Source organism: Streptococcus macedonicus ACA-DC 198, assembly GCA_000283635.1.
In the GTDB taxonomy this organism is placed as follows: domain Bacteria; phylum Bacillota; class Bacilli; order Lactobacillales; family Streptococcaceae; genus Streptococcus; species Streptococcus macedonicus.
The window spans coordinates 943,270-964,155 of sequence record HE613569.1; the positions used below are offsets into that span (position 1 = coordinate 943,270).

The 20,886-nt window shown below is 37.9% G+C and carries 18 protein-coding genes; 13 read left to right on the forward strand and 5 right to left on the reverse strand.

Translation table 11 applies throughout. The features are described from left to right. The first annotated feature begins 129 nt into the window (after positions 1-129). Positions 130-711: a xanthine phosphoribosyltransferase gene (locus SMA_RS04825; protein WP_014294492.1), complete on the forward strand. Its 582-nt coding sequence runs from the start codon at positions 130-132 to the stop codon at positions 709-711. Next, complete coding sequence (locus tag SMA_RS04830) at positions 704-1,993, forward strand: nucleobase:cation symporter-2 family protein (protein WP_014294493.1); 1,290 nt, start codon at positions 704-706, stop codon at positions 1,991-1,993. Before SMA_RS04825 ends, SMA_RS04830 begins: the two co-directional genes overlap by 8 nt. Before the next feature lie 48 nt (positions 1,994-2,041). Here the strand turns inward: SMA_RS04830 and SMA_RS04835 are convergent, their stop codons facing one another. The 3 genes from SMA_RS04835 to SMA_RS04845 all read right to left on the reverse strand — a co-directional run bounded on the left by SMA_RS04835 (position 2,042) and on the right by SMA_RS04845 (position 3,611). Further along, the gene (locus SMA_RS04835; protein ID WP_014294494.1) at positions 2,042-2,980 is read right to left on the reverse strand and encodes an FAD:protein FMN transferase; all 939 of its coding nucleotides are present in this window, start codon (positions 2,978-2,980) and stop codon (positions 2,042-2,044) included. A gap of 131 nt (positions 2,981-3,111) precedes the next feature. After that, complete coding sequence (locus tag SMA_RS04840) at positions 3,112-3,297, reverse strand: 4-oxalocrotonate tautomerase (RefSeq protein ID WP_014294495.1); 186 nt, start codon at positions 3,295-3,297, stop codon at positions 3,112-3,114. Positions 3,298-3,401: 104 nt separating this feature from the next. Beyond that, positions 3,402-3,611 (reverse strand): hypothetical protein, encoded by a 210-nt coding sequence (locus SMA_RS04845; protein WP_014294496.1) that lies wholly within the window; start codon positions 3,609-3,611, stop codon positions 3,402-3,404. 469 nt (positions 3,612-4,080) lie between these two features. Here SMA_RS04845 and SMA_RS04850 point away from each other — a divergent pair, with 469 nt between their 5' ends. The 9 genes from SMA_RS04850 to SMA_RS04890 all read left to right on the forward strand — a co-directional run bounded on the left by SMA_RS04850 (position 4,081) and on the right by SMA_RS04890 (position 13,682). Beyond that, positions 4,081-4,662, forward strand: a complete 582-nt coding sequence (locus tag SMA_RS04850) for a thymidine kinase (RefSeq protein ID WP_012961935.1) — start codon at positions 4,081-4,083, stop codon at positions 4,660-4,662. A gap of 38 nt (positions 4,663-4,700) precedes the next feature. Further along, entirely contained in the window at positions 4,701-5,780 is a 1,080-nt protein-coding gene (prfA, locus tag SMA_RS04855) for a peptide chain release factor 1 (protein ID WP_014294497.1), read from the forward strand. Further along, positions 5,780-6,610, forward strand: a complete 831-nt coding sequence (gene prmC / locus SMA_RS04860) for a peptide chain release factor N(5)-glutamine methyltransferase (protein WP_014294498.1) — start codon at positions 5,780-5,782, stop codon at positions 6,608-6,610. The genes prfA and prmC overlap by 1 nt, the downstream gene beginning before the upstream one ends. Beyond that, positions 6,603-7,202 carry an L-threonylcarbamoyladenylate synthase gene (locus SMA_RS04865; protein ID WP_014294499.1) on the forward strand — a complete coding sequence of 200 codons (600 nt, stop codon included), beginning with the start codon at positions 6,603-6,605 and terminating at the stop codon, positions 7,200-7,202. The genes prmC and SMA_RS04865 overlap by 8 nt, the downstream gene beginning before the upstream one ends. 103 nt (positions 7,203-7,305) lie before the next feature. Further along, complete coding sequence (glyA, locus tag SMA_RS04870; RefSeq protein WP_014294500.1) at positions 7,306-8,556, forward strand: serine hydroxymethyltransferase; 1,251 nt, start codon at positions 7,306-7,308, stop codon at positions 8,554-8,556. A gap of 44 nt (positions 8,557-8,600) precedes the next feature. Then, complete coding sequence (locus tag SMA_RS04875) at positions 8,601-9,578, forward strand: nucleoid-associated protein (protein WP_014294501.1); 978 nt, start codon at positions 8,601-8,603, stop codon at positions 9,576-9,578. After that, positions 9,578-10,180 carry a lysozyme family protein gene (locus SMA_RS04880; protein WP_014294502.1) on the forward strand — a complete coding sequence of 201 codons (603 nt, stop codon included), beginning with the start codon at positions 9,578-9,580 and terminating at the stop codon, positions 10,178-10,180. The genes SMA_RS04875 and SMA_RS04880 overlap by 1 nt, the downstream gene beginning before the upstream one ends. A 39-nt stretch (positions 10,181-10,219) precedes the next feature. After that, positions 10,220-11,944 (forward strand): ABC transporter ATP-binding protein, encoded by a 1,725-nt coding sequence (locus tag SMA_RS04885; RefSeq protein WP_014294503.1) that lies wholly within the window; start codon positions 10,220-10,222, stop codon positions 11,942-11,944. Between the two features lies 1 nt (position 11,945). Next, positions 11,946-13,682, forward strand: a complete 1,737-nt coding sequence (locus SMA_RS04890; protein ID WP_014294504.1) for an ABC transporter ATP-binding protein — start codon at positions 11,946-11,948, stop codon at positions 13,680-13,682. A gap of 138 nt (positions 13,683-13,820) precedes the next feature. On the opposite strand, the gene SMA_RS04895 is transcribed toward SMA_RS04890, so the two are convergent. Together SMA_RS04895 and SMA_RS04905 are read right to left on the reverse strand one after the other, a co-directional pair. Beyond that, the gene (locus tag SMA_RS04895) at positions 13,821-15,275 is read right to left on the reverse strand and encodes an alpha-amylase (protein WP_014294505.1); all 1,455 of its coding nucleotides are present in this window, start codon (positions 15,273-15,275) and stop codon (positions 13,821-13,823) included. 814 nt (positions 15,276-16,089) lie between these two features. Continuing rightward, on the reverse strand, positions 16,090-16,698 hold the full coding sequence (locus SMA_RS04905) for a TVP38/TMEM64 family protein (protein ID WP_014294508.1): 609 nt from the start codon (positions 16,696-16,698) through the stop codon (positions 16,090-16,092). 367 nt (positions 16,699-17,065) lie between these two features. On the opposite strand from SMA_RS04905, the gene guaA reads away from it, so the two are divergent. Together guaA and SMA_RS04915 are read left to right on the forward strand one after the other, a co-directional pair. After that, positions 17,066-18,628 carry a glutamine-hydrolyzing GMP synthase gene (gene guaA, locus SMA_RS04910; RefSeq protein ID WP_014294509.1) on the forward strand — a complete coding sequence of 521 codons (1,563 nt, stop codon included), beginning with the start codon at positions 17,066-17,068 and terminating at the stop codon, positions 18,626-18,628. 224 nt (positions 18,629-18,852) lie between these two features. Then, on the forward strand, positions 18,853-20,886 hold the full coding sequence (locus SMA_RS04915) for a DNA methyltransferase (RefSeq protein ID WP_014294510.1): 2,034 nt from the start codon (positions 18,853-18,855) through the stop codon (positions 20,884-20,886).

Consider the following 20,886-nt stretch of genomic DNA (forward strand, 5'->3'; position numbering starts at 1 on the left):
AAGAGGTGTTTACCATATGTGTAAACATCTCTTGTTTGTTTTTATATGTGTCCTTATGCCTAATCACGTTTCATCATAAGTTATTATTTTTAGCCAATTCAATTTTAAAAATTTTCAGAAGGAGAATCCATGAAATTATTGGAAAATCGCATCTTAAATGATGGGAATGTGTTAGGTGAGGACATCTTAAAAGTAGATAGTTTTCTAACTCACCAAGTTGACTATGAATTAATGCAGGAAATCGGCAAAGTTTTTGCTGATGCCTACAAAGATGCTGGTATTACTAAGGTTGTTACTATCGAAGCATCAGGTATTGCTCCAGCCCTCTATACAGCGCAAGCGATGAACATTCCGATGATTTTTGCTAAAAAAGCGAAAAATATCACGATGACTGAAGGTATTTTAACCGCAGAAGTTTATTCGTTTACAAAACGTGTGACTAGCACCGTGTCAATCGCAAGTAAATTCTTGTCAGAGGACGATACAGTTCTCATTGTTGATGATTTCTTGGCAAATGGTCAAGCTGCTAAAGGGCTTTTGGAAATCATTGGTCAAGCAGGAGCGAAAGTTGCTGGCATTGGGATTGTCATTGAAAAATCATTCCAAACTGGTCGCCAATTATTAGAAGAAACTGGTGTCCCTGTAACATCGTTAGCACGTATTAAAGAATTTAAAGATGGACAAGTTGTCTTTATGGAGGCAGATGCGTAAAATGGAAATGAACGAACAAAAACATTCACAAGCAGCCATTCTTGGTTTGCAACACTTGCTTGCTATGTATGCTGGGTCAATTTTAGTACCAATTATGATTGCTGGTGCGCTTAATTATTCAGCTGAACAGTTGACTTACCTTATCTCAACAGACATTTTCATGTGTGGAGTTGCAACATTCTTACAACTTCAAATGCGTAAGCACTTTGGTGTTGGGCTTCCAGTTGTTCTTGGCTGTGCCTTCCAATCAGTTGCTCCACTTTCAATCATTGGTGCTAAACAAGGTTCAGGTTATATGTTCGGTGCTTTGATTGTGTCAGGAATTTACGTTATTTTGATTTCTGGGATTTTTTCAAAAATTGCCGATTTCTTTCCACCAGTTGTGACAGGGTCAGTTATCACAACAATCGGTTTAACATTGATTCCTGTTGCGATTGGAAACATGGGAGACAATGCTGATTCTCCAACGGCTCAATCAATGATTTTAGCATTGATAACAATTGCTATCGTGCTTGCGGTTAATGTTTTTGCAAAAGGCTTTATCAAATCCATTGCGATTTTGATTGGCTTGATTGGAGGGACAATTATTGCAGCTTTCATGGGCTTGGTTGACACGTCAGTTGTTACTGAAGCACCGCTTGTTCACATTCCACAACCATTCTACTTTGGTGCACCAAAGTTTGAAATCACCTCAATTGTGATGATGTGTATCATCGCAACTGTTTCAATGGTTGAATCAACTGGTGTTTACCTTGCGCTTTCAGATTTGACTGGCGAAAAACTTGACAGTAAACGACTTCGCAACGGTTACCGTGCAGAAGGTGCTGCTGTTTTACTCGGTGGTATTTTCAATACATTCCCATATACAGGATTCTCACAAAACGTTGGTTTGGTTCGTATTTCTGGTATCAAAACACGCCGTCCAATCTACTACACAGCCTTGTTCCTTGTTATCCTTGGACTTCTTCCAAAATTCGGTGCTATGGCACAAATGATTCCTAGTCCAGTTCTTGGTGGCGCTATGATTGTTCTTTTCGGTATGGTAGCTCTTCAAGGGATGCAAATGCTCAATCAAGTCGATTTTCAACATAACGAACACAATTTTATCATTGCAGCGGTGTCAATTGCTTGCGGTGTTGGTTTTGACGGAACAAATCTTTTTGATAGACTACCAAGCACACTTCAAATGTTTTTGACAAATGGTATTGTTATCGCAACTTTGTTTGCTGTTGTTCTTAACTTGATTTTAAACGGTAAAACAAAAACAGAAGAAACAAAATAAACTAAAAAAGCATTTCTAAGGAATAACCTTGGAAATGTTTTTTGTATCTTATGAATAGAGTAATTGAAAATCTTGTTTAAGACCGCTGGTGACTGCAAAGCGATTATCTTTGGTAATGATAATTCCTTCGATATTTGGAGTGCTTTGAATAGTCTCAAAAGCTTGCTTAATCGGCAGACCAAACAGACGTGTTGTCCATATTTCACAATTAACAGATAAGTCTGAAACAATGGTTAAACTCGCCATGTCAGTCTCAATAGGATAACCCGTATGTCGGTCAAAAATATGATGATAATCCTTATCGCCAACTTGTAGATAGCGTTCATAAATGCCTGAAGTCACAACGGATTTGTCTTTGAGTGTTAAAATGCCGAGATTGTTGCCACGCTGTTTTTGGGGATGTTGGATACCAATATGCCAAATACCATTTTCACGCTTGGGATTATCACCATAAACGAGGACATTGCCACCAAGATTAATCATAGCAGAGCTGACATTTTTAGTTTTCAGATAATCCATAATTTTATCGGCAATGTACCCCTTGGCTAACGCACCAAGATCAATTTTCATGCCCTTGCGATTAAGAAATACACTTTTTTCAGCTGCATTTAAAATGATGTGTTCTGGGTTTGCGAGTGCAATAGCTTTCTGAATGTTTTCCTTGTCAGGAACCTTGGCATCTTCGAAACCAATGCGCCAGCTTTGCACCAAAGGACCAATAGCAATATCAAGATTGCTAGGTTGTAAAAGACTATGCGTCTTACCAAGTTCGATAAGCTCAAACAAATCTGGATGAACAGTGACAGGAGCGATACCAGCATTATGATTAATAATCATTAGCTCAGAATCGTTATCGTTGGCGCTAAAGCGATTCTTATAAACGGTTAGAAGATGACAGACTTCCTTGATGTGCTGATGGGGAGTGTCAGAATCAATGCCAATATCAATAATCGTTCCCATCATCTTCACGCTATGACTCAGTTGCAAAACGTCACCTCCAAAATCATTTTATGAAGTTAGGATAACGCTTTCTATCGTGAAAATCAAGCTCAAAAGTAAAAAAACTTTCCTAATCGAGATGACTAAGAAAGCAGTAAGTGTTTTAAAATTAACAAAACTTAGTTTTTCTTTTTCATTTCGCCATGTGGGTAGTAAGTTCCTTCTGGCATATCATTGATGAAAACGTGGATAGCTTCTTTTGGAGCTTTAGCAACATGTGAAACAACCTCAGTTACTTCGCGAGCAAGCTCAATTTTTTGTTCTTCAGTACGACCTTCGAATAAATCGATTTTTACGAATGGCATAACAATCTCCTTTTATAATTTATCTAACACAAACATTGTAGCATATTTTGCGAGAAAATTCAGTAAATTTCAGGAAAGAGAAGAAGCATTTTCAAAGGTAAATGTTATTTAAAAAGTTTCAGAATGTCAGAAAGACTAAATGTCGTTTTATGGTAAACATTATTGTAGGCTGCTTTTTTAGGATTTTTGAGGTAACCTGTTCCTTTTATACCATAGCCAGGGATGACGGCTTTTTTAGTTTGCCTTTTCCACTTTGCCGTTGTTCGAGCTTTCAAACTCTTTTTGAAACTTGGTTTTCGAAAACCAAGTTTCATAATCGTAACCTCCACTAGTTAACTAAATAGTAGTTATATATGGTATAAGATACCGTATCATCCTTGTTTAGTCAATACAATTTCTATCGGTTTAATCCCGAAAAATCAACTTTAAAAACAATTTTGTAACAGAATAGTGATTTTTTTAACAATGTGTCATTGAATCAACATGATTGTCTATGTTATAATAATGGCGAGCATTAACAACTTAACAGCACATAGGAGCGGCAAATTTTGTCGCTCCTATGTGCTGTTTTTGTTTTATTAGTAGTAATGAATGATGAGTTAGGAAACGGTGGTTTTTTAGCTTTTTTGCTGTAACCAAGTTTTCTCGTCCGTTGTAGCAATTAGCTTCGTCTATTTAAAGATTTGTAAGGTCCATTATGCTAAATGCTAGTTTCTCTTATTTAACCCTAGGCAATTTTATGGTAGAATAGAAGAATATTAGTAGAAGGTAGGATTGTCACTTTTGGCTCAACTCTATTATAAATATGGAACCATGAATTCTGGAAAGACCATTGAAATTTTAAAAGTTGCTCATAACTATGAAGAACAAGGCAAACCAGTTGTCATTATGACTTCGGCACTTGATACGCGTGATGGTTATGGTGTTGTTTCAAGTCGTATTGGTATGCGTCGCAAGGCGATTGCTATTACGGAAGAAATGGATATTTTTGCCTTTATTCAAGAATTACCAGAAAAACCATACTGCGTTTTAATTGATGAATGTCAATTTTTAACGAAAAAGCATGTCTATGATTTGGCGCGTGTTGTTGATGATTTGGACGTTCCTGTGATGGCTTTTGGGTTAAAAAATGATTTTCAAAACGAATTGTTCGAAGGATCCAAATATCTACTGTTATTAGCAGATAAAATTGACGAAATTAAAACCATTTGTCAATTTTGTTCTAAAAAAGCAACCATGGTCTTGCGAACTGAAAATGGCAAGCCTGTTTACGAAGGAAACCAAATTCAAATCGGTGGCAACGAAACCTATATCCCCGTTTGCCGTAAACATTATTTTAACCCAATGATTTCCAAAGAAAAATAAGAAAATGAATTTGCAAAAGAGAGGTTAATCGAAAACAAATGAATATTTATGATCAGCTACAAGCGGTTGAGGACCGTTACGAAGAATTAGGCGAATTGCTATCTGACCCTGATGTCGTTAGCGATACAAAACGCTTTATGGCTTTGTCTAAGGAAGAAGCGAGCACACGTGAAACCGTAACTGTTTACCGCGAATACAAACAAATTCTTCAAAACATCGAAGATGCCGAAGAAATGATTAAAGACGCTGGTGGCGATCCTGAACTTGAAGAAATGGCGAAAGAGGAACTCAAAGACTCAAAAGCAGCCAAAGAAGAATACGAAGAAAAACTTAAAATTCTTCTTTTACCAAAAGATCCAAACGATGACAAAAACATCATCTTGGAAATTCGTGGTGCTGCTGGTGGTGACGAAGCTGCGCTCTTTGCTGGTGACCTTCTTCAAATGTATCAAAAATATGCTGAAAGCCAAGGTTGGAAATTCGATGTCATGGAAGCTTCTTACAACGGTGTCGGTGGCATCAAAGAAGTTATTGTCATGGTATCTGGCCAATCTGTTTACTCTAAGTTGAAATACGAATCAGGTGCTCACCGTGTTCAACGTGTCCCTGTCACAGAGAGCCAAGGTCGTGTTCATACCTCAACAGCAACTGTCCTTGTCATGCCAGAAGTTGAAGAAGTCGAATACGAAATCGATCCAAAAGACTTGCGTGTGGATATTTACCACGCATCAGGTGCTGGTGGACAAAACGTCAACAAAGTTGCGACAGCTGTTCGTATGGTTCACATTCCAACTGGTATTAAAGTTGAAATGCAAGAAGAACGTACGCAACAGAAAAACCGTGACAAAGCCATGAAAATTATTCGTGCGCGTGTTGCTGACCACTTTGCCCAAATTGCTCAAAATGAACAAGATGCTGAACGTAAATCAACAATCGGTACAGGTGACCGTTCAGAACGTATCCGTACTTATAATTTCCCACAAAACCGTGTCACAGACCACCGTATTGGTTTAACATTGCAAAAATTAGATACGATTTTGTCAGGAAAACTAGACGAAGTTATCGATGCCCTTATTCTTTTTGACCAAACTAAGAAATTAGAAGAGTTAAATCAATAATGAATTACGCTGAAACAATCAGCCAACTAGAAAAACAATTACAAGCAATCGGCGAGGACCCAGAAAATCTCTCTTACGTTTTCCGTGAATTAAAAGGTTGGACCTTGCTTGATTTCATCTTACATCAGAACCAAGCTATCACCGAAAAAGACCAAATGTTACTTGAGCAAATCATGGCTCAGTTGACAGAACATCGCTCTCCTCAGTACATCACTGGGAAAGCCTATTTTCGCGATTTAGAGCTTTCAGTTGACGAGCGTGTTTTGATTCCACGACCTGAAACTGAGGAGCTGGTTGATTTGGTTTTAAAGGAAAATAGCAGAGATGACTTGCGAGTTTTAGATATTGGTACAGGAAGCGGTGCGATTGCTATTTCGCTCAAGGTTGCGCGACCAAATTGGCAAGTAACTGCCTCTGACATTTCAGCAGACGCCCTACAATTAGCGAAAGAAAACACCCTCAAAAATCAAGTAGAGCTCACCTTGATTCAATCTGATGTTTTTAGCCAAATTACAGAAAGATTTGATATGATTATTTCAAATCCGCCCTATATTGCTTATGAAGATGAGAATGAAGTTGGCATTAATGTGCTCGCTTCAGAACCGCATTTAGCACTTTTTGCAGATGAAGGTGGCTTTGCCATTTATCGTCAGATTATTGAGAATGCTAGTGAGCATTTGACCGAAAACGGAAAACTTTATTTTGAAATTGGTTATAAACAAGGAGAAAATTTGCGTGCTTTGTTGAGCAAGCATTTTCCTGCTAAACGCGTTCGTGTCATCAAAGATATGTTCGGTAAAAATAGAAAGGTCGTGATGGATAATGACTGATTTAGAAACAATTTTGCAAAATGGTGGAGCGGTGATTTTACCGACAGAAACCGTTTATGGGCTTTTTGCCAAAGCGATGAATGAGAAAGCCGTTGAGAATGTTTACCAACTTAAACGTCGTCCTAAAGACAAGGCGATGAATCTCAATGTAGCTGATTTTGAGACAATTTTAGCTTTTTCAAAACAGCAACCAAGTTATCTCAAAAAGCTTTATGATGCATTTTTACCTGGTCCATTAACCATTATTTTACAAGCTAATGACCGCGTGCCAGCTTGGATCAATTCTGGCTTATCAACAATTGGTTTTAGACTTCCCAATCACCCACAAACCTTGAAATTGATTAAGAAAGCTGGCCCCTTAATTGGTCCGTCAGCTAACATTTCTGGACAAGAAAGTGGGAAAGTTTTCAAGGAAATTCAAAAACAGTTCGGTGGTACTGTGATTGGTTTTGCTGACGATGCTGCCCTAACAGGGGTTGACTCGACAATTTTGGATTTATCTGGAAAAACTGCTCGTATTTTACGTCAAGGTGCGATTACCAAAAACGACTTATTAGCAGTTGTGCCCGACTTAACATTTACGAAAGAGTGATTTTTGGGAAATTCTTCTCATACTATTTCGGCTTTTACATCATCTTGGAGCTTCTAAGCTTTTAAGTAATGTGATATGGTCTTATCAAAAAGGAGATAAGGATATGATTTTTGACAAGGAAAACTATGAAGCATTTGACAAAGAACTCTGGGAAGCAGTGCATGCTGAAGAAGTTCGTCAACAAAATAATATAGAACTCATTGCCTCTGAAAACGTTGTTTCAAAAGCTGTCATGGCAGCTCAAGGCACATTGTTAACCAATAAATACGCTGAAGGCTACCCTGGCAAACGTTATTATGGCGGAACAGATTGTGTGGATATCGTTGAGAATTTAGCGATTGACCGTGCAAAAGAATTGTTCGGAGCTAAATTTGCGAATGTCCAACCTCACTCAGGAAGTCAAGCTAATGCCGCAGCTTATATGGCTTTGATTCAACCTGACGATACAGTCCTTGGAATGGATTTGGCTGCTGGCGGACATTTGACACACGGTGCTCCTGCTAGTTTTTCAGGGAAAACATATCACTTTATTTCTTACACGGTTGACCCTGTGACAGAACGCATTGATTATGATAAATTAGCCGAGCTAGCAGAAGAAGTGAAACCAAAATTGATTGTTGCGGGAGCATCAGCTTACTCACGTATTATTGATTTTAAACGTTTTCGTGCCATAGCAGATAGTGTCGGTGCTTATCTTATGGTGGATATGGCGCACATTGCAGGTCTTGTGGCATCAGGTCATCATCCAAGCCCAGTTCCTTATGCGCATATTACAACCACAACGACGCATAAGACGCTTCGAGGTCCTCGTGGTGGTTTGATTTTGACAAATGACGAAGCTCTCGCTAAAAAAATCAATTCTGCTGTTTTCCCTGGATTACAAGGTGGACCATTGATGCATGTCATTGCAGGTAAAGCTGTCGCGCTCAAAGAAGCCTTGGACCCTGCTTTCAAAGAATATGGCGAAAATGTAATTAAAAATGCTGCCGCTATGGCTGATGTCTTTAATCAACACCCAAATTTTTGTGTGATTTCAGGCGGCACAGATAATCATGTCTTTCTTGTCGACGTGACAAAAGTCGTTGAAAATGGGAAAATGGCGCAAAATATCCTTGAGTCTGTTAACGTCACGCTCAATAAGAATTCAATTCCATTTGAAACCTTATCACCGTTTAAAACATCAGGTATTCGTATCGGTTCACCAGCCATTACAAGCCGTGGTATGGGAGAAAAAGAATCGCGTGCTATTGCTGAATTAATTGTTAAGGCACTTGAAAATTATCAAAACGAAACTATTTTAGAGGAGGTTCGTCGCGAGGTTAAAGCATTGACAGATGCCTTCCCCCTTTATTAACGAACAGTTGAATACTATTTGGGTATTCAATCACAAAACTAACCATGATTGATTTATATATTAAACGCATTGTTATTCATCAATTTACGCCCAACGATACTGAGCTGATTTTGTCAGACGAATTGTTGACAATCACGCCACGTATTGATGAATATTTTCGTAAAAAACTAAGCAAAGTTTTCTCAGATGAAGCTAAACGTGGAATGTTTGCAGAAGATAATGTCTTTCTTAGCTATTTAAGTGATGATTTGATGGAGTCATCTGTTAAGATTACCCAACTTTGGAAAGAAGAATTTGTCATCTCGGAAAATCAAAAAACAAATGATTTGGTTTTTATTCAATTTGACAAAGACGGTGTTGAACATTTTGCCTTTCTTCGTATTGCTTTGAAGGAAAATTTCACCCATATTTCTAGTGATAGTGAAAGTCCGATTAAGGTGACACAAAATAATCTGCCGTCAGCTGCACAAACACCAGATGAAGCTTTGGTGATTAATCGATCTAATCATCATTATTATTTGATTGAGAAGCGTATCAAGCATAATGGTAGCTTTGCTAATTATTTTTCAGAAAATCTCTTGCAAGTCCAACCAGAGCAATCGGTGAAAAAATCGATAAAAATGGTTGAACAAACAGCGCAGAAAATTGCTAAAAATTTCCAACAAGATGATTTTGCTTTCCAATCCAAAATGAAAGCTGCTATCCATAAAAATCTGGAAGAAGAGCAAGAATTATCACCAGAAAAATTGGCAGACCAACTTTTTGATAGTAATTTGACTGCTCGTTTAACTTTTGTTGATGAGTTAAAAGAAAGTATTCCAGAACCAATTCAGGTAGCAGATATTGACCATTCACGTCAGACGAAAAAATTGGAAAATCAGAAGTTATCCCTATCCAATGGTATTCAACTGATTGTACCTAATAATGTCTATGACGACGCTGAATCGGTAGAATTTATCCAAAATCCAAATGGAACTTATTCTATCTTGATTAAAAATATAGAGGATATTCAAAATAAATAATGTTTAAGTTCTTAAGACTCCTAATCATACTGGGCTTTGTCATTTTTTGTGGTTACCAAACGTATGTGGTTCACGAAAATGTGCAAAATGTTTTACAGTATAAAGATATGGTCAAGGAGATTTTAGACGACAACGATACCACCGCCAATGTTGATTTGGTCTTGGCGATGATTTACACGGAGACCAAAGGCGATGACGGTGACGTTATGCAATCAAGCGAAAGTTCAGACGGTGTTGCTAATTCTATTACGGATAGCCAGACCAGTATTCGTCAAGGCGTGACGGTACTTTCAGAAAATCTTACCTTGGCAGATGAAGCAGGAGTAGATGTTTGGACAGCTGTGCAAGCTTACAATTTTGGAACTGCTTATATTGATTACGTGGTAAAAAATGGTGGCGAAAATACGATTGCTTTGGCAACGGCTTATTCTCGTGATGTTGTCGCTCCAAGTCTTGGAAATACAACAGGAGAAGCTTATTTTTACTATCATCCCCTTGCCCTTATCTCAGGCGGAAAATTATATAAAAATGGTGGGAATATTTACTATTCTCGCGAAGTTCACTTTAATCTATATTTGATTGAATTGATGAGTTTATTTTAAAGTGGCATCAGAGCCAATGCTCTATTAGAAAAGAGAAGAATGAAAGAATTAGGTCATTATTTTAAAGGGTACCTCAAGGAGACAATCTTGGGTCCCCTTTTCAAATTGTTTGAAGCATCTTTTGAGCTTCTAGTTCCGATTATTATTGCTAGAATTGTTGATACTATTATCCCTCATCATGATAAAAATCACCTTTATATGATGATAGGGCTGTTATTTTTACTGGCAATTGTTGGGGTGCTTGTGGCTATTACGGCACAATATTTTTCTTCCAAGGCTGCCGTTGGCTACACACGTCAGTTGACAAAGGATTTATTTAAAAAAATCATGGGCTTGAGTAAAGAGGACCGTGACCAGCTGACAACATCTAGTTTAGTAACCCGTTTGACAAGCGATACTTACCAAATTCAAACGGGTATCAACCAGTTTTTACGTCTGTTTTTACGAGCACCGATTATTGTTTTTGGTGCGATTATTATGGCATCTACCATTAGTCCTAAAATAACGATTGACTTCTTGTTAATGGTGGTGATTTTGTTTGTGATTGTCTTTACCATGTCGCACTTGCTCAATCCGATTTACGCAAAGATTCGTCAGGCTACCGATAGAATTGTCAATATGACACGCCAGCAATTAGAAGGTGTACGTGTGATTCGTGCCTTTGATCAGGTTGCAGCAGAAGAACAAGAATTTGCGGCAGCCAACCAAGATTATACTGACTTGCAAATTAAAGCTGGTCACCTATCAAGTCTCGTAACGCCGTTGACTTATCTGGTGGTTAATGGTACATTGATTTTGGTGATTTGGCAAGGAAATCTTGAAATCAGTCGTGGGCTTTTGTCACAAGGAATGTTGATTGCTTTGGTGAATTACCTGTTGCAAATTTTGACGGAATTGCTCAAAATGACCATGCTTGTCACATCATTGAACCAATCTTTTATCAGCGCTAAACGTATCACAGAAGTATTTGAAAAGGATTCTGAAGATTTGGCAACTGAGCTGGTACAAAGCGAGTCTGCATTTGCTTTGGTGGTCAAAGACATGACGTTCACCTATCCAACCGCTGCCAAGCCGTCGCTGTCACATATTGATTTTAGTGTGAACGCTGGTGCCTTTTTAGGTGTGATTGGTGGAACAGGCTCTGGGAAATCAACTTTAGTCGAACTTCTCACTCATTTTTACACACCGCAAGAGGGAAGCTTAACTATTTTTCAAAATCAGCACTCTCCTAAAACACTTGGGGAATGGCGTTCTTGGGTCAATGTGGTACCACAAAAGGCAGAGCTATTTCAAGGAACAATTCGTTCAAATTTGACTTTGGGAATTCGTGATGAAGTTAGTGATAATGAGCTCTGGAAAGCTTTGAATATTGCTCAAGCTAGTGATTTTGTGTCAGAAAAAGAGGGACAATTGGATGCCAAGGTTGAGGCATTTGGGCGTAATTTCTCTGGCGGACAACGTCAACGTTTGACAATTGCGCGTGCGCTTGTTAGAAAAGCGCCGTTCTTAATCTTAGACGATTCGACATCAGCGCTTGATTATTTAACAGAAGCGAAATTGCTATCAGCCATTCATAAGGAATTAAAAGAAGTGACTCTTGTTTTGATTTCACAACGCACTAATAGCTTGAAAGCAGCTGATAAGATTTTGCTGCTAGATAAAGGACATCAACTTGATTTTGCCAGCCATGATGAGTTACTCAAGCAAAATGATGTTTACCGCGCTATTCATTACTCACAACACCAAGAAGAAAAGGAAGCGTAAGATGAAGGCAAAAAATCAAAATCATACTAGCCGCCGTTTGTTCAAAGATCTTTTATCAGAAAAAGGACTTGTTTTTGGTGCCACACTTGGAACGATTGCACAAGTCTCTCTGACCGTTTATTTGCCTATTTTGATTGGGAATGCGGTGGACGTTGTTTTATCTCCGAAATCAATTAGTTTAATTGTGCCAATTGTAGCGAAAATGATTGTTGTTGTCGCTTTGAATACCTTGGTGCAATGGGTAAATCCGTTGATTTATAACCGTCTAACGTTTGGTTATATTTACACATTGCGTCAAAAAGTCATGGAAAAATTAAACCAGATGCCGATTTCTTATCTTGACAAGAAAAGTTCAGGTGATTTGGTTAGTCGTGTGACAACTGATGCCGAACAATTGAGTAATGGCCTGTTAATGGTGTTCAATCAATTTTTTATTGGTATTCTAACGATTATCATTACCATTGTGACAATGGCTGATATTGATTTGTTAATGCTTGGTTTGGTGCTAATTTTGACACCATTATCACTTTTCTTAGCACGTTTTATCGCTCAAAAGAGTTATCATCTTTATCAAAATCAAACAAAATCACGCGGGCAACAAACACAGTATATTGAAGAAATGATTCGTCAAGAAAGTTTACTCCACACCTTCAATGCGCAAGATATGGCTATTGACACTTTCACGACGATTAATGATACTTATGCTGATTACTCACAAGGAGCTATTTTCTATTCTTCAACGGTTAATCCGTCAACGCGTTTCATTAATAGCTTGATTTATGCTCTTTTGGCAGGGGTAGGGGCACTTCGGATTATGTCAGGTGCTTTTACAGTTGGGCAATTGACAACTTTCTTGAATTATGTCAATCAATACACCAAGCCATTTAATGATATTTCATCCGTTTTGTCAGAATTGCAGAGCGCCATTGCCTGTGCAGAACGTCTCTACGCTATTTTAGACGAAGAAAATGAGCCTCTTCCAGTAAAAGCTCATCTTAATACAGATAGTATCCAAGGACAAATCGAATTCAAAGATGTATCGTTTGGTTATACTAGCCAAAATACCTTGATTAACCACCTTAATTTATTAATCCCAGCAGCTTCAAAAGTGGCTATCGTTGGACCAACAGGTGCAGGAAAATCAACTTTGATCAATCTTTTAATGCGTTTTTATGAAGTCAATAGCGGAGCTATTTATTTGGATGGTGTTTCTATAGCAGATTATCCTGTGTCAGAATTGCGCCAACAAATCGGTATGGTATTGCAAGAAACATGGCTGAAAGTTGGAACGATTCACGATAATATTGCATATGGAAATCCTGATGCTACACGAGAAGAAGTCATTGCTGCCGCAAAAGCAGCTAATGCTGATTTCTTTATTCGTCAGTTGCCAAATGGTTACGATACTTATCTGGCTGATGCAGGATCGTCATTGTCGCAAGGACAACGTCAGCTGTTAACGATTGCTCGAATTTTTGTCAAACTACCAAAAATCTTAATTCTTGACGAAGCCACTTCATCTATCGATACTCGGACAGAAGTATTGATTCAAGAAGCTTTTGAAAAATTAATGCAAGGAAGAACAAGTTTTATCATTGCACACCGCTTGTCAACCATTCAATCAGCTGATCTTATTGTAGTCATGGTAAAGGGTGACATTGTTGAACATGGTACGCATGATGATTTAATGGCAAAACAAGGCGTTTATTACCAAATGCAAACAGCCCAAGCAGCGTAGAAAAGATGTGAAAGTTGCCATCACTATTTACGTAAATATAATTACGTAAATAGATGTAAGAATTTTTCAATTCTCAGTTTAAATTAGAAAAGAAATTCCCTTAGAAATCGCTATTCTAAGGGAGTTTTTTTGTATTTATTAGTGATTTGGCACCCACGCGCTGACAGATTTTTCATTAACAGGAAAAACGCCATAACCTTGCGTATCAATGGTGACCTCGGTCTGATTATTTTCTAAGACATCTGTAAAAATGTGGTTAGCCCATTTCTCGCCAACAAATAAGCGTTTTGAAGCAGCGTTAGCATTACTGATGAGTGTAGCTAGTGCTGTGGGGTGTTCATCATCCCCAAGACAAGTCCACGCAATGCAATTGGGGTCATCAAAGTAATCTTCTTCCTGTCCATAGACAGCTGTTTGACGAAGCTGTAATAATTGGTCAATCTCTTTTTTGAAATTTTCTTGTGCAAATTCGCCAGAAATACCGTAGTAATCACCATAGAAAATACAAGGCAATCCAGTCTGACGAAGTAGAATCAAAGCGTAAGCAGCAGGCTTAAACCATGCTGCAATAGTTGATTCCAAAGCTTGCCCACGTTGTGTATCATGGTTATCGACAAAAGTAACGGCAGAATCTGGGTGATTCTTGACCAAGGTTTGGTCAAAAATTGTCCGCAAATCATAAGTTTCCATTTCTTGGCTAGCTTCAAAGAGATTTTGATGAAGGCGGACATCTACCAAATCAAAACGATAATCGGTATTTTCCAAGTAATTGTTGTTAGACTGTTCATCACCATTCCAAAATTCACCAAAGACGTAGAAATCGTCGCCGTATTTTAATTTCATATCACGGATAAAATTACCCATGAAGAAAGAATCAATGTGTTTGATAGCGTCTAATCGAAAACCAGCGATACCAGTTGTTTGAACAAACCAATCTGCCCAATCGTAAATGTTTTTAATGACTTCAGGGTGTTTGAAATCCAAATCAGCATACATCAGATAGTCATAATTCCCATTTTCACCGTCAACTAAATCTTGATTTGCCCAACCTTTATTGTCGCCTAGAATTTTAAAAATTCCAGTTTTTCCAGTTTTGACATCATAATCTATTCCTGTAAAATGATACCAGTGCCACTCAAAATCATTATAGGTTTTATGTCGACCTGCAAAAGTAAAATTTGTCCAACCTTCGATTTCAAAAGGCTCACCAAGAACCTTTGTGCGGTCCTCTGGCGACACTTCGACAACAGTAAAGATTTCGGTGTGGTCAGCTGCTGCCTTGTGATTCAAAATCACATCCGCTAAGGGCTCAATACCATTTTCTTTTAAGCTAGCAATGGCAGCAAGATAATCGGCTTTAGTTCCATATTTGGTTCGAATCGTTCCTTTTTGGTCAAATTCTCCGAGGTCGAAAAGGTCATAAACACCATAGCCAACATCGCCAGCGTGTGTAGCCTTAAAAGCAGGAGGTAACCAGATTTTAGAAATGCCCTTTTGAGCTAGTTCGGGAGCATCAGCTGCTAATCGTTGCCAATGTTTCCCGTCATTTGGTAAATACCATTCAAAATATTGCATCAAAGTTTCGTTTGTCATAATAAAGCTCCTAGGAGAAAGACTTTTTTCTTTTATTTTACCAAAAAGATAAAATAAGGCAAGCGTTTGCGTAACAAAAAAATATCTCTCCCTATTAAAACAAGCAAATAATTCTGGTATAATATTTTCAAAAATGATGTAAAGAGGAGTTTAGGAATGATGAAAAATCCATGGGAAACAATTAAGCTAGATGATTATGAAAATCACATGAAACTGGCTTCTGTCAGTTAATTAAAAGCAATGAATCAGATGATGAAAGGGCAACTTGATTATCCTGTATCTAGTGTCATGATTCTTGGAGTTACTGGTGAAAATGGACTTGAACATATTCAAAAAAACAAGGTTCAAGAAAATCTATGGTATTGACGTTAATCAGCATTATTTGGACCAAACAGCGGAACGATACGCTGATTTGGCAGACATTTTGGATTGCAGATGTTTTGCTTTAACAGCTGACTTAGCAAATCTCCCTCGATCGGAATTAGTAATTGCTAATTTATTGATTGAATATATTGGTTATTCATCTTTTCAAAAGATAATCCAAAAAGTTGCTCCAAAATACGTGTCTTGTATTATTTAGCAGAAACCTCAAAAGGATGTTTGGGTATCTGATTCACCTTACTTGCATTCATTTGATTCTCTAGACAGCATTCATCATCAGATTGAAATCAGCAAATTAACGGACACAATGTCCAATATTGGTTATACAAATATAGAAACCTCACGTTATCAATTAACAGATAAAATGTCTTGATTCAATTAGACTTTGAGAGAAACTAAAAAATCTGAGAAACAGATCTCAAATTTTTTAAGTCTAAAGAAAATGTAGTGCCCATTCACCACCGTAAATGAGAATTAACACGTGTCCGATAATGGAAATTGGTTTACAGAGGATAATGATTTTTGAAAGAGTTTTGAAGGACATATTGCTAAACGCGGCTAACATCACAAGTAAATCAGCAGGTGCAAAGGGTGATATCATACATAAAATAAAAATGATAGTAAAGGATTTATGGGTGGCAACCAGTTTTTGATATTTCTTGAAGGTTTCCTCTTTGACGAAAAGCAGGCAAAATCGTTTCCCATACCAACGTGTTAGTAAAAATAAAATAGTAGAACCAAGGATAATACCAATGCAACTCGTTAAAATGCCAACAACTGGATGAAAAGTCATGACAGCTAAAACCATAGTCAAACTAATAGGGACGATTGGCACAACAACCTGCATCATTTGTAAAAGAGTGAAGAAAAGTGCTCCTAAAAATTTATCTTGCCCCACAAGCGTTTGTAATTTGGCTTGATTAGTTAGATAGCCATGCTGATAAAGCCAAATCATAAAGAGACAAGAAGCGATAAAAACAACAGCTGAAATGATATGAATCAAACGCTGCACAAGTTTGTAATTGTTAAACAGAAATCTCATCTCCAATCTTATTTAATGATATTTATTGTAAAACTTTTTACTAACATCAGTCAACTTTTTAAAATTCATTTATCACTTTTTAAAAAATAGGTCTTAAGACGGATGTATCCTATCCTAGAAAGTCATATAATATCATCATCCTAAAAACTTTTCATATAACTCCTAAGTAAGTGGTTTTCCAGCCGCTTGCTTTTCTTTTTGTAAAATTACATTTTCGTCAGTCATCTATTAAGAAGCAGACATCTGCAGCTTAATATTGTCAAAACTTCATAAAGTTATTAAAAATCTACTGCTAAATGCATGAAATTATGCTACAATTAAAAAGAATACTGTTAGCTTAGGGCTGACTTTAATAGAAAGGGTAATAATGACTGACAATTCTAGTTTGAATGATGTTCAAAAAATCATTGTTCTTGATTATGGTAGCCAGTATAACCAATTGATTGCACGTCGTATCCGTGAATTTGGTGTGTTCTCAGAATTGAGAAGCCATAAAATCACAGCAGAAGAAGTGCGTGCGATTAACCCAATTGGTATCGTACTTTCAGGTGGTCCAAATTCAGTTTATGCTGATAATGCCTTTGGTATTGATGAAGAAATTTTTGAATTGGGTATTCCAATTCTTGGTATCTGCTATGGTATGCAATTGTTGACTGACAGACTTGGTGGTAAAGTTGTTCCAGCAGGTCAAACTGGTAACAGCGAATACGGTCAATCAACACTTCGCTTAAAAGCAAATTCAAAATTATTTGCTGACACACCAGATGAACAAACCGTTTTAATGAGCCACGGTGATGCAGTTACCGAAATTCCAGAAGGTTTCCACCTTGTTGGTGATTCTGCTGATTGCCCTTACGCGGCCATTGAAAATACTGAGAAAAACATTTATGGTATCCAATTCCACCCAGAAGTTCGTCACTCAGTATATGGTAATGATATTTTACGTAACTTTGCTTTCAAGATTTGTGGAGCTAAAGGTGATTGGTCAATGGATAGTTTCATTGATTTGCAAATTTCTGAAATTCGCAAAAAAGTTGGAGACCGTAAAGTTCTTTTAGGACTTTCAGGTGGTGTTGATTCATCAGTTGTTGGTGTTCTTCTTCAACGTGCTATCGGTGACCAATTGACATGTATCTTCGTTGACCATGGTCTTCTTCGTAAAGGAGAAGGGGACCAAGTTATGAATATGCTTGGTGGTAAATTCGGATTGAACATCATTCGTGTTGATGCTTCAAAACGTTTCTTAGACCTTCTTGCTGGTGTTGATGACCCAGAGGAAAAACGTAAAATCATTGGTAATGAATTTATTCGTGTATTTGATGACGAAGCAAGCAAACTTAAAGGTGTTGACTTCTTAGCACAAGGTACTCTTTATACAGACGTTATCGAGTCTGGTACAGATACTGCTCAAACAATCAAATCACACCACAACGTTGGTGGTCTCCCAGAAGATATGCAATTTGAATTGATTGAGCCACTTAACACACTTTTCAAAGATGAAGTTCGTGCGCTTGGTACAGCTCTTGGTATGCCAGATGAAATCGTTTGGCGCCAACCATTCCCAGGACCAGGACTTGCTATCCGTGTTATGGGTGAAATTACAGCTGAACGTCTTGAAACTGTTCGTGAATCTGATGCTATCCTTCGTGAAGAAATTGCTAAAGCAGGTCTTGACCGCGACATCTGGCAATATTTCACTGTTAACACAGGTGTTCGTTCAGTTGGTGTTATGGGTGACGGACGTACTTACGATTACACAATCGCAATCCGCGCTATCACATCAATCGACGGAATGACAGCAGACTTTGCACGTATCCCATGGGATGTGCTTCAAAAAATCTCAGTCCGTATCGTAAATGAAGTTGACCACGTAAACCGCGTCGTCTATGATATCACAAGTAAACCACCAGCAACAGTAGAGTGGGAATAAAGTAGTGACACTTTATAACACCAGAAACGTTGATTTTACTGCATTTAGCTAAAACTCAGATGACGTTCGGAGACACAAAATGATTTGAATTGTCTCCAAAACTGTCGCCAAAGAGTCCTCTCACTGAATGGTTGTCGGTGAGAGGACTCTTTGGGTTCTCGCTAACTCGTGTAAGGCGTTCAATGCTATAATTTAAGAGATAAACTATTAAGAAAATGAGCAAAATGGCAAAAATTGAACCGAAAATTTTTGACGAGTTGAAAACGGCTTTGGTATCTTTTGGCGACAAATATTTTGTCGGAGAAGAATTGAACCGTTCCAAACTCACGGATGATTTACGAAATTATGATGAAGCACTTTTAAGCAAATTATTTGAAGTGGATTTCATCATGCAACATTTCATCAAGGAAGTGGCGGGGCAAAAGATCTTTCAGATTGAACAACTTGAAGAAGCCGTTCTCTATAACGATTACTGGGACACAAGCTACACCAAGTATGAAAACCGTGTTGGTTTGGCTTCAAAAGGTAAGTTTTTGCAAGATAGCCAAGATGTCGTTTTGGACTTTCCTTTCAAAGATGGTGTTTTGACTGCTTCAATGACTAAAGAAGATAATGAAGATGGCTATGATGACGCCTTCTTGAACGAAGTTATTGAGAAAAACGAGATTGACCGTCTATTTGACAAGAAAGTGTTTGTCAATGTAAAACGCTTTGGCGATAATCAGGCGGACAGCGGACAACGGACAGCGGACAGCTTAGATAATGGGATTGTTTCTTTTGATAAAGAGAAAGACAATCTGATTATCAAAGGAAATAATCTGTTGACGTTGCATGCGCTCTCCAATCATTATGCCGGAAAAGTGAAGAGTATATTTATAGATCCACCCTATAATACTGGAAATGACGGTTTTGGATATAATGACAGTTTTAAGCATTCTAGTTGGCTCACGTTTATGAAAAATAGACTTGAAATTGCAAGAGAATTACTAAGCAATCAAGGTAGTATAACAATCGCTATTGATTACAATGAGTTGGGGTATCTGTTAACACTCGCAGACTCAATCTTTGGGAAGGAAAATCTTCAAAATATCATAACAGTCCGTCGAGCTAGTGCCTCGGGTGCAAAAGTTATAAATCCTGGAGTTGTAACTATCTCTGACTACCTAGTCGTATATTCAAAAAACAAATCTCAATGGAAGCCTAACAAAGTGTTTGCAGCTAAAGATAGGGATAATCGTTATAATCAATTCATCAAGAATGTAAGTAGCCATTACGAATCATGGGAGTTCATGCCTTTGCTTGAAGCTTTTGCAGAAAGTCAGGGAATTAAGAAAAGCCAGTTAAAAAAAGAACTTGGCGAGGCATTTGATAGAAAACTAGATGAATTTGCTTACGAAAATGCTGATTCTGTTTTTCGATGGGTATCATTGGATGAGGGACAGATAAGTCAAGAAGCTCGTGCTTTGAAACACTTATCGAAAGATAATCCAGATAAGATGTATTACATGGAACGTCCAGGATATAATGATTACTACATGAAAAACGGAAAAGCGATGTTATTCATGAGAGAGCGACTAATTGATGTTGATGGAAAATTAGCGTTCGGGACTGCCATTACAGATATTTGGGATGACGTATTACCTAACGACTTACACAATGAAGGTGGAGTATCGTTTAAGAAAGGGAAAAAGCCCGAAAAACTTGTACGTCGTATTTTGGAATTAACAAGTAATGAGAATGATTTAGTCATGGACTTTTTTGCTGGCTCTGGTACTACTGGAGCAGTTGCGCATAAAATTAATCGGCAGTGGATTCTTGTAGAGCAAATGGACTACATTGAGGATGTGCTAAAGACGAGACTCCTTAATACAACAAACGGGGACCGAACTGCAGGAATCTCCAAGGATGTCGCCTGGCAAGGTGGCGGTTCGTTTGTTTATGCTGAACTATTTCCTAAGAATATGGGTTACTTGCAAGACGTTATCCATGCCAAAAACCTTGATGAATTGAAGTCAGTCTATGAGCGTATGCTTGCTGGAACAGATACGACCGAACCTGCCGATATTTCGTTCCGTGCTGATTTATCCAAAATTGATTGGTTACAGGGGTTTGACGAAAATAAACGCCTACTTGTGAAACTCCTTGATAAAAACGGGCTTTACTACAACTTCTCAGAAATTGACGATAAAAACGTCCGTGACTTAATCTCTGATGAAGACTACACTTTCAACAAGAATTTCTATGAAGGTGGTGACTAG

Coding starts and splice junctions, on each gene's coding strand:
- SMA_RS04825 (WP_014294492.1), top strand. CDS start 130: ATGAAATTATTGGAAAATCGCATCTTAAATGATGGGAATGTGTTAGGT.
- SMA_RS04830 (WP_014294493.1), top strand. CDS start 704: ATGCGTAAAATGGAAATGAACGAACAAAAACATTCACAAGCAGCCATT.
- SMA_RS04840 (WP_014294495.1), bottom strand. CDS start 3,297: ATGCCATTCGTAAAAATCGATTTATTCGAAGGTCGTACTGAAGAACAA.
- SMA_RS04845 (WP_014294496.1), bottom strand. CDS start 3,611: ATGAAACTTGGTTTTCGAAAACCAAGTTTCAAAAAGAGTTTGAAAGCT.
- prfA (WP_014294497.1), top strand. CDS start 4,701: ATGAATATTTATGATCAGCTACAAGCGGTTGAGGACCGTTACGAAGAA.
- prmC (WP_014294498.1), top strand. CDS start 5,780: ATGAATTACGCTGAAACAATCAGCCAACTAGAAAAACAATTACAAGCA.
- SMA_RS04865 (WP_014294499.1), top strand. CDS start 6,603: ATGACTGATTTAGAAACAATTTTGCAAAATGGTGGAGCGGTGATTTTA.
- glyA (WP_014294500.1), top strand. CDS start 7,306: ATGATTTTTGACAAGGAAAACTATGAAGCATTTGACAAAGAACTCTGG.
- SMA_RS04875 (WP_014294501.1), top strand. CDS start 8,601: ATGATTGATTTATATATTAAACGCATTGTTATTCATCAATTTACGCCC.
- SMA_RS04880 (WP_014294502.1), top strand. CDS start 9,578: ATGTTTAAGTTCTTAAGACTCCTAATCATACTGGGCTTTGTCATTTTT.
- SMA_RS04885 (WP_014294503.1), top strand. CDS start 10,220: ATGAAAGAATTAGGTCATTATTTTAAAGGGTACCTCAAGGAGACAATC.
- SMA_RS04890 (WP_014294504.1), top strand. CDS start 11,946: ATGAAGGCAAAAAATCAAAATCATACTAGCCGCCGTTTGTTCAAAGAT.
- SMA_RS04895 (WP_014294505.1), bottom strand. CDS start 15,275: ATGACAAACGAAACTTTGATGCAATATTTTGAATGGTATTTACCAAAT.
- SMA_RS04905 (WP_014294508.1), bottom strand. CDS start 16,698: ATGAGATTTCTGTTTAACAATTACAAACTTGTGCAGCGTTTGATTCAT.
- guaA (WP_014294509.1), top strand. CDS start 17,066: ATGACTGACAATTCTAGTTTGAATGATGTTCAAAAAATCATTGTTCTT.
- SMA_RS04915 (WP_014294510.1), top strand. CDS start 18,853: ATGGCAAAAATTGAACCGAAAATTTTTGACGAGTTGAAAACGGCTTTG.